At 70.6% G+C, this 14,973-nt stretch carries 13 protein-coding genes; 8 read left to right on the forward strand and 5 right to left on the reverse strand.

What is annotated here, in order from left to right; all coding sequences use genetic code 11:
- The first annotated feature begins 130 nt into the window (after positions 1–130).
- Positions 131–2,263: a histidine kinase dimerization/phosphoacceptor domain -containing protein gene (locus ACODR1_RS02635; RefSeq protein WP_488879062.1), complete on the forward strand. Its 2,133-nt coding sequence runs from the start codon at positions 131–133 to the stop codon at positions 2,261–2,263.
- Positions 2,264–2,265: 2 nt separating this feature from the next.
- Here ACODR1_RS02635 and ACODR1_RS02640 read toward each other — a convergent pair whose 3' ends face one another.
- Positions 2,266–2,628, reverse strand: coding sequence for a DUF805 domain-containing protein (locus ACODR1_RS02640; protein ID WP_488879063.1), 363 nt, complete (start codon positions 2,626–2,628; stop codon positions 2,266–2,268).
- A gap of 329 nt (positions 2,629–2,957) precedes the next feature.
- Between ACODR1_RS02640 and rpoH the strand changes: the two genes are divergently transcribed.
- Complete coding sequence (gene rpoH / locus ACODR1_RS02645; protein ID WP_488879064.1) at positions 2,958–3,845, forward strand: RNA polymerase sigma factor RpoH; 888 nt, start codon at positions 2,958–2,960, stop codon at positions 3,843–3,845.
- 173 nt (positions 3,846–4,018) lie between these two features.
- On the forward strand, positions 4,019–4,501 hold the full coding sequence (locus ACODR1_RS02650; RefSeq protein WP_488879065.1) for an ASCH/PUA domain-containing protein: 483 nt from the start codon (positions 4,019–4,021) through the stop codon (positions 4,499–4,501).
- 40 nt (positions 4,502–4,541) lie between these two features.
- Here ACODR1_RS02650 and ACODR1_RS02655 read toward each other — a convergent pair whose 3' ends face one another.
- The gene (locus ACODR1_RS02655; RefSeq protein ID WP_488879066.1) at positions 4,542–5,417 is read right to left on the reverse strand and encodes an alpha/beta fold hydrolase; all 876 of its coding nucleotides are present in this window, start codon (positions 5,415–5,417) and stop codon (positions 4,542–4,544) included.
- Between the two features lie 8 nt (positions 5,418–5,425).
- Entirely contained in the window at positions 5,426–6,742 is a 1,317-nt protein-coding gene (locus ACODR1_RS02660; RefSeq protein WP_488879067.1) for an MFS transporter, read from the reverse strand.
- A 160-nt stretch (positions 6,743–6,902) separates the two neighbouring features.
- Here ACODR1_RS02660 and motA point away from each other — a divergent pair, with 160 nt between their 5' ends.
- The 3 genes from motA (at position 6,903) to mnmC2 (ending at position 10,088) form a co-directional block, all read left to right on the forward strand.
- Positions 6,903–7,772 (forward strand): flagellar motor stator protein MotA, encoded by an 870-nt coding sequence (gene motA / locus ACODR1_RS02665; RefSeq protein WP_101717163.1) that lies wholly within the window; start codon positions 6,903–6,905, stop codon positions 7,770–7,772.
- 156 nt (positions 7,773–7,928) lie between these two features.
- Entirely contained in the window at positions 7,929–8,234 is a 306-nt protein-coding gene (locus tag ACODR1_RS02670) for a hypothetical protein (RefSeq protein ID WP_116487454.1), read from the forward strand.
- Between the two features lie 69 nt (positions 8,235–8,303).
- A complete protein-coding gene (gene mnmC2 / locus ACODR1_RS02675; RefSeq protein ID WP_488879068.1) occupies positions 8,304–10,088 on the forward strand; it encodes a tRNA (5-methylaminomethyl-2-thiouridine)(34)-methyltransferase MnmC2 in 1,785 nt (594 codons plus the stop codon).
- A gap of 180 nt (positions 10,089–10,268) precedes the next feature.
- On the opposite strand, the gene ACODR1_RS02680 is transcribed toward mnmC2, so the two are convergent.
- Entirely contained in the window at positions 10,269–11,456 is a 1,188-nt protein-coding gene (locus ACODR1_RS02680) for an OmpA family protein (RefSeq protein ID WP_488879069.1), read from the reverse strand.
- A gap of 758 nt (positions 11,457–12,214) precedes the next feature.
- On the opposite strand from ACODR1_RS02680, the gene ACODR1_RS02685 reads away from it, so the two are divergent.
- Together ACODR1_RS02685 and ACODR1_RS02690 are read left to right on the forward strand one after the other, a co-directional pair.
- Positions 12,215–13,456: an MFS transporter gene (locus tag ACODR1_RS02685; protein ID WP_488879159.1), complete on the forward strand. Its 1,242-nt coding sequence runs from the start codon at positions 12,215–12,217 to the stop codon at positions 13,454–13,456.
- A gap of 1 nt (position 13,457) precedes the next feature.
- Positions 13,458–14,465, forward strand: coding sequence for an AraC-like ligand-binding domain-containing protein (locus tag ACODR1_RS02690; protein WP_488879070.1), 1,008 nt, complete (start codon positions 13,458–13,460; stop codon positions 14,463–14,465).
- Here the strand turns inward: ACODR1_RS02690 and ACODR1_RS02695 are convergent.
- A complete protein-coding gene (locus ACODR1_RS02695; protein ID WP_488879071.1) occupies positions 14,462–14,677 on the reverse strand; it encodes an RHS repeat domain-containing protein in 216 nt (71 codons plus the stop codon). The genes ACODR1_RS02690 and ACODR1_RS02695 overlap by 4 nt on opposite strands.
- Between the last annotated feature and the right edge of the window lie 296 nt (positions 14,678–14,973).

Here is a 14,973-nt window from a genome sequence, read left to right on the forward strand (position 1 = left end):
AAATGTCGACAAGACGACGGTGAGCCTGTTCAATGAGGCGTACTGTTCAGCACCGGCCTAGGCCGCTTGGAGCCGCCGCCGTGACCACAGTTTCCCTTTCGCGCGTCACCGTATCGGACCTGCCTACGGCATGACCGTCGCGCCGACACCCGAACAGATACAGGCCTGCGACCGCGAACCGATCCACATCCCCGGCGCGATCCAGCCGCACGGCGCTCTGCTGGCCCTCGACCGCGACAGCCTGACGGTGCGCATGGCGGCCGGCGATGTCGCGGGCCTGCTGCAGGTCGACGCCTGGCTCGGCCGGTCGGTCGGCGCCCTGATCGGCGACGAACTGGCGGCCCAGGTCGCCGCGATCTCGAACTCGCGCCCAGCCGGCGGCTTCATCGGCGTGCTGCCTCGCGGCGGCCGCAACCTCGACCTCAGCGCCACGGTGCAGGGCGACCTGGTGCTGCTGGAGATCGAGCCGGGCCTCGAGCGGCCGATGGCCGGCTCGCAGATCCTGGCTCACCTGGAGGCGGCCGCCGCGGCCTTCGAGCGCTGTCCCGGCCTGAAGACGCTTTATGACCGCGCCGCGCTGGAGTTCCGCCGCCTGACCGGCTTTGACCGGGTCATGATCTACCGCTTCGGCGACGACGACGCCGGCGAAGTGGTCGGCGAGGACCGCGCTCACCACCTCAAGAGCTTCCTCCACCACCGCTTTCCCGGCTCGGACATCCCCAGGCAGGCCCGCGCGCTCTATGTGCGCAACCTGGTCCGGGTGATCCCCGACTGCGCCTATACGCCGGCCCCGCTGGAGCCCGCGCCGGAGATCCCGCTCGACATGAGCGACCTGGCCCTGCGCAGCGTCTCGCCGGTCCACATGCAATACATGCGCAACATGGGCGTCGCGGCTTCGGCCTCGGTGTCGATCGTCAAGGACGGCCGCCTGTGGGGCCTTGTCGCCTGCCACAACGACAGTCCGCGCCTGCTGCCCTACGAGGTCCGCGCCGCCTGCCGCGCCCTGGCCGGGGGGCTGGCCCGCCAGATCAGGGCCAAGGAAGAAGCCGAAACCTGGCGCGAGAAGCTGCGGCTGCGCGCCCTGGGCGACGACCTGGCCGCCGTGCTGGCCCAGTCCGACGTCGGCGACCAGGCGCTGGAGGAACATGCCGCCGACCTGACGGCCCTGGGCGAGGCCGACGGCGTTGCGGTGTTCCGCGACGACCGCATCGAGACCGCCGGCAAGACCCCGCCGCACACGGCCCTGGCCATGCTGCGCGACTGGCTGCTGGACGTCGACGCCGGCGGGGTGATCGCCACCGACCGAAGCGAGACGGTATTCCCCGGCGCCGGCGCCTTCAGGAGCTGGGCTTCGGGCCTGATGGGCGTGGTGGTCGAGCGCACGCCGCTGCTGGCGGTGCTGTGGACCCGCGCCGAGGAAGTCGAGGTCGTGCGCTGGGCCGGCGATCCCTACCGCACCGCCAAGGCGGCCGGCGGCGATGGCGCGCTGACCCCGCGCGCCTCGTTCGACGCCTGGACCGAGACCGTGCGCGGCCGCTCGCGTCCCTGGAGCACCTCCCAGACCGAGGCCGCCCTGCGGCTGCGCCAGGACCTGCTGGACCTGCGCCGCGCCCGCCGCACGGCCGAACTGAACAGCCAGCTGCGCGCCACGCTCGACGACAAGGACGACCTGCTGCGGCAGAAGGATTTTCTTCTCCGCGAGGTGAACCACCGGGTGCAGAACAGCCTGGCCCTGGCCGCCGGCTTCCTGACCATCCAGATGAAGGCCATCGACGATCCGGCCGCCCGCGCGCCGCTGGAGGAGGCCAGCCGCCGTCTTACCGCCGTGGGCCTGGTGCACCGCCGGCTCTATCGCGGCGACCAGCTGGAGACCGTCTCGCTGGACCGTTACCTGGTCGAACTGGCCGAGGAACTGGTGGAGTCCCTGGGCCAGGAATGGGCGCGGATGATCCGCGTCGACGCCGCCCCGGCCACGGTCTCGACCGACAAGGCCGTGACCATCGGCCTGGTGGTCACCGAACTGGTGATCAACGCGGTGAAGTACGCCTATGGCGGCCGGCCCGGCCGGATCGACATCGGCCTCACCGAACAGGGCGGCCGCGTGCGCATCTCGGTCGCCGACCAGGGCGGCGGCAAGCAGGGCCCACGCGTCGGCTTCGGCAGCAAGATGATGGACGCCATGGTCCGGCAGCTGGCCGGAACCCTGGCCTATCACGACAACAATCCCGGCGTGCGGGCCGAGCTGGACGCGCCGGCGGGGTGAGGTCAGCCGGCGGGCGCCGGCTCCGGGCCGTAGCCGTTGGAGCGGGCCTGGCCCGGAACCATGGCCAGCACCACCAGGCCGACCATGCCGACGAACGGGACCAGCACGCCGAGCGCCAGCCACCAGGCCGAAAGGTCGAGGTCGTGCAGGCGACGGCTCGCGCCCGCCAGGGCGACGGTGACGGCGATCAGGCCCATGCAGATGGCGATCGTGTCGAACACCAGCAGCGCGGCCTGCTGGGCGCCGCCCATCCCCATCATGGTCAGGGGCGCGCCGAACAGGCCAAGGCCGGGGAACACCAGCCAGGCCGTGCGGAGGAAATCGATCCGGTCGCCGCGGCCCCTGAAGTCGAACCAGCCCTTCATCCCGTCCCCCTGAGGCGCGCCGAACGGCGCAACCTGAAATTGCCGTCAGCGATCGCTACCGTCTAACCCCTCGCTTCACAAGGCCGCAGATCATGAGGCTGGTTCAGGATCGCGACTTTCGAACCCGCTTGCAATTTTGAGAATGATCGTTCATTTTTTTGAGAATGAACGTTCATTCCGCCATCGAAATGTCCAATACCTGAGCCAGGTTGTCGGACATTACAAATGCGTTATCGCCCTTACCTTCGCCGCAACCCGTACCTATCTCACCCATTCGAAAGTGGGCTCCGGACGCCAAGTTGGCGCCCAGCCCAGGGGATGTTGAACTCATGGCTGTGAATTCCTTGTCGGTGATGTCGCCGGACGGCGGCCTGTCGCGCTACCTGACCGAAATCCGCAAGTTCCCGATGCTGGCGAAGGACGAGGAGTTCATGCTCGCCCAGCGCTGGAAAGAGCATCAGGACAGCGAAGCCGCGCACAAGATGGTCACCAGCCACCTGCGCCTCGTGGCCAAGATCGCCATGGGTTATCGCGGCTACGGCCTGCCGATCGGGGAAGTGATCTCCGAGGGCAATGTCGGCCTGATGCAGGCGGTCAAGAAGTTCGAGCCCGAGAAGGGCTTCCGCCTGGCCACCTACGCCATGTGGTGGATCCGCGCCTCGATCCAGGAATACATCCTGCGCTCGTGGTCGCTGGTGAAGATGGGCACGACCGCCGCGCAGAAGAAGCTGTTCTTCAACCTGCGCAAGGCCAAGAGCCAGATCAGCGCCTTCGAGGAGGGCGACCTGCGCCCCGAACAGGTCAGCGCCATCGCCACCAAGCTGGGCGTGCTGGACAGCGAGGTCATCTCGATGAACCGCCGTCTGTCGGGCCCCGACGCCTCGCTGAACGCGCCGCTGCGCGCCGACGGCGAAAGCGAGTGGCAGGACTGGCTGGCCGACGACGACCAAGTCAGCCAGGAGACCATGGTCGCCGAGAACGAGGAGAAGTCGCTGCGCATGACCCTCCTGGAGGAGGCCATGGTCGAGCTGACCGACCGCGAACGGCACATCCTGACCGAGCGCCGCCTGAAGGACGACCCGACCACCCTGGAAGACCTGGCCGCCCAGTACGGCGTCAGCCGCGAGCGGGTCCGCCAGATCGAGGTCCGCGCCTTCGAGAAGCTGCAGAAGTCCATGCGCGAGGCGGCGATCGCCAAGAACATGGTCGAGGCGTAACGGCCTCGCATCTGATAAGAGAAAGGCCGTCGCGACCTGCGTCGCGGCGGCCTTTTCGTATCGCGGGCGTCGCCGGACCGTCACAAACGGCCTTTTCCTCGCCGCCGACGCGCTCTAAGAGCCTCGCCTCCGATTTTTCCGGCGTCCTGCCGGCCCCAATTCAAAGACTTCCCATGACCCGTCACGAACTGAAGACCTGGCCGCAGTATTTCGCCGCCGTGCGCTCGGGCAAGAAGCGCTTCGAGATCCGCCGCAACGACCGTGAATTCAAGGTCGGCGACGTGCTGGTTCTGCGCGAATTCGATCCGGAACAGGACGTCTATACCGGCCAGACCGAAGAGCGTCAGATCACCTTCCTGCTGTCGGAAGAAGACTACGGCGTCATCCACGGCTTCGTGGCCATCGGCTTCGGCGACGTGGTGCATCACCCCAGCGCGGCCGAAGATCATCCGCTGACCGCCAGCGAACTGGCCGAGTGGCACGAAACCGCCGCCGCCAACGCCGCCCTGCGCGGCGAAGAGGCCCGCCGGGTGTCAAAGTCCTACGTGGCGACCAACATGAGCGTCGCCGCCGACCGCCACGGCGCCGTGGCCGCGCTGGCCGAAAGCGACGCGGCCTTCCACGCCGCCGCCGCGCGCATCGTCCGCAAGGGCTGAGGCGCCAACCGCCCCCCTCTCTCTCTCGAAGAGAGAGGGCTCATTCTACTCCCCGCCCCTCACGCGCCGCCTTCACGCCGCTCAGGATCGTCTCGCCCACGAAGCGGGGATCCTCGTGCGGCAGGCCGTGGCCAGCCGTGGGCGCGATGGTCTGGGTCGCGCGGGTCGACAGGGTCAGGAACTGCTTCTGCAGGCCTTGGGTCACCGCCTCCAGCTCGGCCGCCAGCGGTTCGCCCAGCTCGGGCACCATCCGCCATTTCGGGCTGTGGGTGGCCACCACCACCGGCTTGTCGCCGAGCGAACGCAGCGCGCGGGCCTGGGCGCTACTGGCCGCGACGTCGAGACTTTCCGGATTGAGGCTGGGATCGCGCGGCATCCGCGTGAGAAAGCCGCGCGCGTCGGAAAGCGCCTTCGGCTCGTCCGGCGTCGCGGCCGGCAGCCTGGCCAGCCAGGCCTCCATCTGGTCGGGATGGGTCGAGGAGATCAGCACCAGCCCGGCCGTCTCATCGGGATAGCGGGCGGCGAAGACCTGGGCGTGCAGGCCGCCGATCGAGTGGCCGGCCAGCAGGAACGGCGGCGCGACCTTGGCCGCGCGCAGGGCGGCCTCCAGGTCGGCGGCCGCGTCGGCGCTGGTGCGAGGCCCGCCCGGAGCCGGGTCGCTGCCGCCCAGGCCCGCGCGATCGTAGAGGCAGATCCGGGTGGTTTCAGACACCCGCGCCGCGATCCTGCGCCAAGCCTCGTCCTCGACCGGCGCGAGGCCCATACCGGCGTCGACCACCACGGTGGGCGCGCCCTGGCCCTGGCAGGAGAGGCGGATCATACGCCCGCCGCCGACCTCGAAACGTCCATCCTGGGCCACGGCCCGACCGGCGAAGGCCGCCGACAGAGCCACGGCCAGGGCGAGAATTCGGCGCATCGTCATTCCTACACCCCGCCCTCGTCGCCGCGCTCGAGCCCCGCGATGGTCGCCTCGTCCGACGCGTCGGCGTCGCTGACCTTGCGCAGCACCGCCTGGCGCAGGGCATAGGCCAGCATGGCCGCCAGGATCAGCGCGTTGAGCACGAACGGCGCCCAGCCGACGGCCTCGTAGAGCAGCACGAACAGCGGGGCGACCACCACGTTGAGGCCGTTGATGGCGGCGATGGCCCCGGCCGCGCCGGCCTGGTCCTTGGCGTCGACCGACAGCGAGGCGCCGGCGGTGAAGCCTGGCCGCGCGAAGCCGTAGCCCAGCGACGAGACCGCATAGCCGATGGCCACCGCCGCATAGTCCGGCGCGAAGGCGACGACCACGTTTCCCAGCGCCGCCACCGCCACGCCCCAGCGCATCAGCTCGCGCGGGCCCATCGAGAACATCCGGATCAGGCCCCATTGGGCCAGCAGGCCGGCGACCGCGCCGACCGCCATGGCCAGGGTGATGAAGCCCTGAGCCTTGACCGGCGCCACGCCCAGCTTGTCGATGATCAGAAAGCCCAGGGTCTGGGTCTGGGCGGTCTGGCAGGTGGCGACCAGGAAGCCGAACAGCAGGAACGGGGCCAGGCGCGGATCGCGCCACAGGCTGTCGCCCCGCCGCAGCGACGGAAAGGCCAGCCGCGCCCGTGGCTGCGGTTCGCCGGCGGTGGCCGGCGGCGTGCTTTCGTCGAGGCCCCGCTTGACGATCCACATCATCACCGCCGCCAGGCCCGCGAAAGCGAACATCGGCCCGGCCAGCCCCACCACCGGCAGCACGAACAAGGGCGCCAGCAGCGGCCCGACCACGGTCCCCAGCCCGAACGCCCCCGCAAGCGTGGCCATGGCCTGGGTGCGCTCCTCCCGCCTGGTGCGATCGGCGAGGTAGGCCTGGGTGGCCGGGTTGGCGGCCGAGCCGAACAGGCCAAACAGCGCCCGCGCCAGCAGGAACAGCACGAACACCACCATCGGCGGCATGAGTTGGTGCAGACCCGCGCTGACCACGAAGGCGCACAGGGTCATCGATACGCAGAACCCGCCCAGGCCCAGCAGGATCAGGGGCTTGCGCCCCCGCACGTCCGACCGCTTGGCCCAGAACGGCGAGGAGATCGCCCACAGCAGCGCCGACAGCGAGAAGATCGCCGCCACCATGGCGTCGGGAATGCCGATCTGCCGGCCGATGGCGGGAAGGACGGACAGCATGCCCGTATTGCCCAGCGCCGTGGCCGCCGACACCCCGAACAGGATGGCGAAGGCCCGCCGGTTGACCTGTTGATCTTGAGCGGCGGCAGACATCGAACAAACGTTAGAGTGGGTTTGCCCACAGGGGAAGGCCTCGCTTGCACCCGCGAGGCGCCGCGCCATCCGGTCGCGGATTCGCAGGTCCGGCCCGATACCTTGGATTAAGCATTAACGGCGATGATGCCGGCTGAAATCCCCGGGGCTCCCTGACGTCATGTTCCAGATCATCGGCATCGTGCTGCTCTTCGCACTCGTGTTCGGCAGCTACCTGATGGGCGGCGGCAAGATGGACGTGATCCTTCACGCCGCGCCGCACGAACTGATGGCCATCCTGGGCGCGGGCATCGCCGCGTTCCTGATCTCCAACTCGATGACGGTGATCAAAGCCACGGCCGGGGGCTTCGGCAAGATCTTCGCCGGCCCCAAGTGGAAGGCCAGCGACTATCGCGACCTGCTTTCCCTGCTGTTCCTGCTGACCAAGACGATGAAGTCCAAGGGCGTCATCGCCCTGGAAAGCCACATCGAAAAGCCGCACGAGAGCTCGATCTTCTCGCGCTATCCCAAGATCTCGAAGGACCACTTCGCCGTCGACTTCATCTGCGACACCCTGCGGATGATGACCATGAACCTGGAGGATCCCCACCAGGTCGAGGACGCGATGGAAAAGCAGCTCGAGAAGCACCACCACGAGGCGCTCGAGCCGGCCCACGCCCTGCAGTCGATGGCCGACGCCCTGCCCGCCCTGGGCATCGTCGCCGCCGTGCTGGGCGTCATCAAGACCATGGGCTCGATCACCGAACCGCCCGCCGTGCTCGGCGGCATGATCGGCGGCGCCCTGGTCGGCACCTTCCTCGGCGTGTTCATGGCCTATGGCCTGGTCGGCCCGATGGCCGCCCGCCTGCAGGCCGTCGTCAACGAGGACGGCGCCTTCTACAAGATCATTCAGGCCGTCCTGGTCGCCCACCTGCACGGCAACGCCGCCCAGATCAGCGTCGAGATCGGCCGCGGCAACGTTCCGAGCGTCCACCAGCCCAGCTTCATCGAGCTGGAAGAGGCCCTGACCCAGATCCCGAACGAGGCCTGATCCTCGCGCCCGATCCGTACACGTCATGATCACGCCGCCGTGATCTTTGGCTTGCAACGGCGCGTGAAAAGCGGTTCCTTGCCTTGGTGCGGCCCGGCCTCGACGCCGGGCCGTCGCCATTTCAGGCTGCAAGGCCAGTCGCAAGGGATGCCCCCGATGACCACCCAAGTCCTCCGCAAGATCCTCATCGCCGGCGCGGCCATGACCGCCCTGTCGCTGGCCGCCTGCGGCAAGAAGGACGAGGCTCCCGCCGCCGACGACAAGGCCGCCGCGGCCGCCGCCGCCGGCGCCAGCGAAGTGACCGCCGCCGACGCCGCCGGCGCCGAAGGCCAGGCCATGGCCGACGCCAACAAGGCCGCCAGCGACGCCGCCGCCGAGCCGGACGCCGTCTCGGCCGCCGAGGCCCCGGGGACCGCCCCCGCCGCCGCCCCGGCCGAAGAGAAGAAGACCGAAGGCCACTGAGGCGTTTCGATCCTTCGAAAGATCCCGAAGGGCCGTCCGCGAGGGCGGCCCTTCTTCTATGATGGCGCCATGACTTCCGACTCTTCCCAATCCCCGCTGGTCTGGCGCGAGGACGGCCTGCCGCAGTCGCGGCTGTACGGCGACGTCTACTTCTCCAGCGCCGACGGCCTGGCCGAGACCCGGGCGGTGTTCCTGGACGGCTGCGGCCTGCCCGGCGCCTGGATCGGGCGCGACCGTTTCGTGGTCGGGGAACTGGGCTTCGGCACCGGCCTCAACATCGCCGCCCTGCTCGACCTGTGGCGACGCGAGAAGCCAGCCAGAGACGCCAAGGGGGGCGCCCGGCTGAACATCTTCTCGATCGAGGCCCACCCGATCACCCGCGACGAGGCCGCCCGCGCCCTGGCCGTCTGGCCGGAGCTGGGCGAGGCCGCCCAGGTGCTGCTCGACCATTGGCCCAGCGCGGCGCGCGGCTTTCACCGCATCGACCTGCCCGGCTTCGACGCCACCCTGGACCTGGCCGTCATGGACGTTTCACAGGCCCTTGAGGCCTGGAGCGGCCTGGCCGACGCCTGGTTCCTGGACGGCTTCTCGCCGGCCCTCAATCCGGCCATGTGGAGCGAGGAGATCCTCGCCGCCGTCGCCGCCCGCACCGCGCCCGGCGGCCGCGCGGCCACCTTCACCGTCGCGGGGGCCGTGCGTCGGGGCCTGGCCGCCGCCGGCTTCTCCTGGGAAAAGCGTCCGGGATTCGGCCGCAAGCGCGAGCGGCTGGAGGCGGCCTTCCCTGGTGACGTCTCGGCGCCCGTGCGTCCCAAGTCCCTGGCCATTGTCGGCGGCGGGATCGCGGCGGCGGCGCTGTCCCGCGCGGCCCGCGCAGAGGACCTGGCGGTCACCGTGTTCGACGCCGACCAGGCCAAGGCTTCGGGCAACCCCGCCGCCCTGGTCACCCCGGCGCTCGACGCCGGCGGCGGTCCCCGCGCGGCCTTGCCCGCCCAGGCCCTGGCGCGCGCCGCCGCGCTCTATGACGCCCTGCCCGGCGCGGTGCTCGCGCGCGGCGTGCTGCGCCTGGCCACCGGTCCGCGCGATCCCGACCGCTTCGCCGCCGTGACCGGCCAGGACCTGTTCGCGACCGACGAAATGACCGTCCTTGGCGCCGACGAAGCCGGCGCGGCCCTGGGCGAGCCGGCGGCCGGCGCCCTGCGCATGGACCTGGCCCGGGTGGTCGACCCCGCCGCCGTGCTGGCCGCCTGGCGCGGCGACGCCGTGGAGACCGAGGTCTCGCGCCTGGACAGGACCGACGACGGCTGGCGGCTGTTCGACGCGGACGGAGCGCTGCTGGCGACCGTCGACGCCGTCGTCCTGGCTGGCGGGGCCGATCTGGCCCGGCTATGGCCGCAGGCGCCGATCCGCCCGGTGCGCGGCCAGACCAGCTGGACCGGCCCGACGGACCTGTCGGTGACCCCCGCGGCTTTCGGCGGCTATGCGGTTCCCACGCCGGACGGCGGGGTGCTGTTCGGCGCCACCCACGACCGGGGCGAGACGGCCAGCGACCTGCGCGAGGCCGACCACGACCGCAACCGGGCCGCCCTGGCCAAGGGCCGGCCCGCGCTGGCCGCGCGCTTGCGCGAGGCTCCGCTGGACGGCCGCGCGGCCGTGCGCGCCACGACCGCCGATCACCTTCCGCTGGCGGGTGCGGTTCCCGGCGCGCCGTCGGGCCTCTACGTGCTGGGCGGCCTGGGCGGTCGAGGGTTCGCCACCGCGCCATTGCTGGCCGAACACGTGATTTCGCTGGTGCTGAAGGCCGCCTCGCCGCTGCCGCGCGAGCTGGCGGCGCTGGTGGAACCTAGCCGCGGCTAGCAGACCCTCGCCCTTCCTGGGTGAGGCAGCCCGAAGGGCCGGAGGGGGGTGTTTTCACCCTGCACTGCTTCACTCCTCCCCCGTTTCACGGGGGAGGATCAAGAAAGCAAAAGGCCCCGGAGTTTCCTCCGGGGCCTTCGCATTCGTCGGGAAGCCTAGAACTTCCGTCCGACCTCGATCTTAGAAGTTGATCGAGATGGTCGAACGACGGTTCAGCGGTTCCTTCACGCCGTCGCCGGTGGCGACGGCCGGGGCGGTTTCACCCTTCCAGTCGACCGCCAGGGTCGTGGCGGGCACGCCGGCCGAGACCAGACCATCGGCCACGGCCTTCGCACGACGTTCCGACAGGCGGACGTTATACTTCGGCGAGCCCGAGGTGTCGGTGTGGCCCACGACCGTGATCTTGGTCGCGTTGCCGCCCTTGGCGTAGTCGGCGGCCTGCTGCACCACGGCCTGGGCTTCCGGCGTCAGCACGTACTGATCGAACGGGAAGTAGACCACGAACTCGCGGGCCTCGTACGCCGGCGGAGGCGGCGGGGGAGGCGGCGGCGGGGGCGGAGGCGGCGGGGGCGGCGGCGAGCCGAAGGTGTAGCGGACGCCCAGAGTGATCGAGGTGTCCTTGTAGTCGCCTTCGAACTTGCCGACGTCCGTCACGGCGCCGCCGGCCGGGCCGACATTGCTCGTCACCGAACCCCAGGTGAGGTTCTTGGCCACCAGGTAGCGGCCCGTGAGGTCGATCGACCAGTTCGGGGTCACATCCCAGGCTAGGCCCAGCAGGCCCTGGTAGGCGAACGCCTGATCGACGTCGTCGATGCTGGTGTTCTGGTAGGGCGCAGCGCCGGTGGGAACGCCGCTCAGCTGGCCATACACCTTGTTGTGGACCCAGGCCGTACCGACGCCGGCGCCCAGGAACGGACGCCACGACGAGTCGGGCAGGAAGTCATAGATGACGTTGGCCATCAGGGTGGTGGCCTTCAGCTCACCGTTCGGCGTGCCGCAGGTCGGGTTGGTCGCGGTGCGGATCGGACCGGCGGTGCAGAGACCCAGCGGTTGCGGACGCGAGGTGGTCTCGCCGCGAACGCCGCTGATGTCGCCACCGCGGTAGCCGTATTCGCCTTCCACGCGCCAGTTCGGCGAGATGCGGTAACCGACGCGGGCGAAGGCCGCCCAGTCTTCGTCCGTCGAGAAGGTCCAGTCGTAAGGACGGCCGTCGGTGGCGTTCACCGACGAGCTCGCCTCAACGCCCTCGGTCGAGTGGTAACCGACGTCGCCGGCCACATACCATCCGCTCAACGCGCTTTGGGCGGAGGCGCCGGACGCCGCGCAGAGCGCGACGGTTGCGACGCCAGCCAGCAACCCGAATTTCATGATGAGAACCCTCTAATAAAGTTAGCCTGGACGCCCCCCGCGGGGCGGCTTCCATGACGACAAACGCACGACTTCGCAAATCGGATGTGGCGCCAGCGCCACAGAGGGGGAGTTTCGTCGAATTCTCGACAAAATGGTCCTCCGACGATCGGAACACGGACGTTGGCCGCCGCGAGGCGCAGGCCTTCGGCGCCGCAGCAATGGTCGCGCAGTTCGCCCGCGAAATCCAGATCAACCCTGGCGATTATTTCAGATATCAACGACCATCGATCGGTGTTCTGGCCGTGAGCGGAGGCGACCAGCGGCGCACCGCTGGTCACGGGCCGGACGACGATCGCCCCCACGACCTGTCGCTCTGGCCACCCTCACGTCCTCGCCGCGTTGGAGGTTGCGGCGAAGTCTCAGGACGGGTTCGCCTCGACGCCGCCCCCGCCTGTGGAGTGCGCGACGACGCCGAGCCGCCCCCCATTCGCGCCGCCGGGGTTCGAGGGATCGACGACCCTTCGCGGCGCTGAGAGCCCGTTCCCGCCGCACGGCGGGACGCGTTGTGCGAGCGCTAACACCGCAGTGCGGCACCTGTCGCGTCCCAAAACTGGAACATTGGCCGCCCGCCGCCGGCCCGCAGGGCTGGACAGACCCGGGCGTTTGGTTAACTACGACGGACCAAGATCCGCGCGGGGGTGCGGATCACGAGAACTGGGCGCCTGAATAGCGTGAGGTCGCGTACAGACCCGTATCCCTTGCTCGACGCCTCGGGGGTGGCGTTGCTGGCGGCGGGGCATTTCATGGCCTTCGTGGACCGGGCCGTTCCCAGCGTCTATGCGCCGGCGCTCAAGGCCCAGTTCCAGCTCACCGACACCCAACTGGGCGCGCTGCAGGGCCCCGCCTTCGTGGCGCTCTACGTCCTGGCCACCCTGCTGGCCGGCCATCGTGGCCACCGCCTGCCGCCCGCCCCTCTGCTGGCCGGCGCGGCGGTCCTGTGGACCGCCGCCACCGTCGCCCTGGCTTTCGCGACGACCTATGAGGGCCTTCTGGCGGCGCGGCTGGTGCTGGGCCTGGCCCAGGCCGCCTTCGCGCCCGCGGCCCTGGCCCTGATCGTCGCCGCCGCGCCGCCCGAGCGGCTGTCGCGCTGGGTGTCGATGTTCACCTCGGGATCCTCGATGGGGCGCAGCGGCGCGATGCTGGCCGGCGGCCTGGCGCTGGGCGCGTTCTCCGGCGGCCTGCTGAGCGCCTTCGGCCACGCGCCCTGGCGCGCCGCCATCGTCCTCCTGACCCTGCCCAACCTGCTGCTGGTGGCCCTGCTGGCCTGGCGGCTGCGCGGACTGCGGCCGGCCCAGGGCGACGGCTCTGGCCTGGCTCCCGCCCTCGCCCGCCTCGCCGCCCGCCCGGCGAGCCTTGGCCTGCACTTCCTGGCGGCCGGCGGCGTGATCCTGGCGGTGCAGGCCGCCGCAGCCTGGGCGCCCTCGATCGTCAACCGCGCCTGCGGCCTGCCGCCCGCGGCCAGCGCCCTGCTGGCCGGCGCCGTGGTGCTGGTCGCCGCGCCGAGCGGACACCTGGCGGCCGGCTGGGTGATGGACCGCCGCCTGCCCGCCGGCGGCGGTCCGGCCCTGGTGCTGGCCGGCGGCCTCGCCCTCGCGGTCCTGGGCGCGGCCCTGCTGGCGGGCGCGAGCACGCCGGTCGTCGCGGCGGCCGCCCTGTTCCTGATCACCGCCGGCGGCGGCGGCGCGGCCCTGGCGGCCCTGGCCGGCCTGCAGCCGCTCAGCCCCGCCGCCCTGCGACCGCCGATGAACGGACTGTACCTGGCTTTCGTCACCGTCGCCGGCCTGGGCTTCGGCCCTCTGCTGACGGGCATGGTCAGCGACCGCCTGTTCGCCGGCCCGCACGGCCTGGCCATGGCCCTGGCCCTGGTCACCGCCCTCGCCGCAGGCCTGGCGGCCCTGGCCGCCGCTCTGGGCGCCGCGCCCTGGCTGCGGCTGGCCCGCGAGACCGCGAGCGCCTGACATGCCCGTGAGCGCCGCCGCAGACAGTTTCCGCTTCTCCAGCGACGACCATCCGGCCGACGAGGCCTTCGCGCTCTACGCCAGGCTCTATTCCCGCGGCTCCGACGTCAGCCGGGGCGAGGGCCCGTTCTTCGCCCGCGTGCGCGGCTGGCGGCTGGACAAGGTTCTGCTGTTCGAGCGCCGCCTGTCGGGCGTCGTCCATGCCCGGCGCGAACGGATCGCCGGCGACGGCTTCGACCACTTCGTGCTGACCCATGTGCTGGAAGGCCAGGTACGGCTGCAGGTCCCCGGCCCGCCGCGACTGCTGACGCCCGGCATGAGCGTGCTGCTCGACACCCGGCGGCCGATGCGCACCGAGCACGACGACGCCCTGATCCTGACCGCCAGCATCGCCCGCGACGTCGTCGAGGCGGCCCTGGGCGCCGCGGGCCGCCTGCACGGCCAGGTGCTGGCCGCGCCCGACAACCTGGTGCTGGCCGACTTCCTCGCCTCCTTGGCGAGGCATGGCGACACCCTGGCCTCGGCGGCCCTGCCGGCCCTGGGCCGAGCCTTCGTCGACATCCTGTCGTCGGTGGGCGGCGACGCCGCGCGCGCCGGCCGCGAGGACCAGCGCCGCGACCTCTCGCGCCGCGAGGCCGTGCGCCGCTTCGTGCTGCCGCGCCTGGCCGACAAGGCGCTGTCGGTCGAGGCCATAGCCGCCGGCGCCGGCGTCTCGCGCTCGTCGCTCTATCGCCTGTTCGAGAAACAGGGGGGCGTGGCCCGCTTCATCCAGCTGATCCGCCTGGACGCCCTGCGCCGCGCGCTCGACGCCCGAGACCCCGCCGCGGCCGACGACGCGGCCCTGGCCGAGCGCCTGGGCTTTACCAGCCCCGCCCTGATGGCCCGCCTGTTCGCCGAAACCCATGGCGCCACGCTCGCCGCCTACCGCGCCGCCCTGGAAGACAAGCCCCACGACGACCCTGGCGTCAGCAAGCGCCGCTGGGACGGATGGCTGGGAGAGCTAGGCTAGCGCAGCGGAATGACCAGCCCGCCCAGCAGCGGCAGCACGACCACCGGCGCGGGCTTGCCGCCCGTGACGCTGTGGGACGTGCGGTTGCCCGCCGCGTCGTAGCTGTAGGTGGTGATCTGGGCGCCGCTCGTGACCTTGGTCACACGCCCCAGCGCGTCGTACTCGTAGATCACCTGCACGCCCTGAGCGGCCGCCGAACCGGCGACAGCCATCGCGAGACCCGCGCACAGAAGACCGAAACGGATGTTTTTCATTGATGCCACACGATGCTCGAAGGGATTTTGGATAGGCGGAGACTACTTAAAAACAACCTCACAGCTTGGCAGCCTCGCACGAAGAGCATCGGCTACATCACCCGCCTCCTGAAAAGACGAATTTATGTCGACATGGACCTTTCCGCCCGTCCTTAAATGAAACACGGCAGCGCCACCACCAACAACAATCTTCCGCACAAGTTCAACCCCAACCACCTTGGATAGGGTCGCGACAAGGCGAATTCGGTCATCGC

The sequence above is a fragment of the Caulobacter sp. FG7 genome (assembly GCF_057808875.1).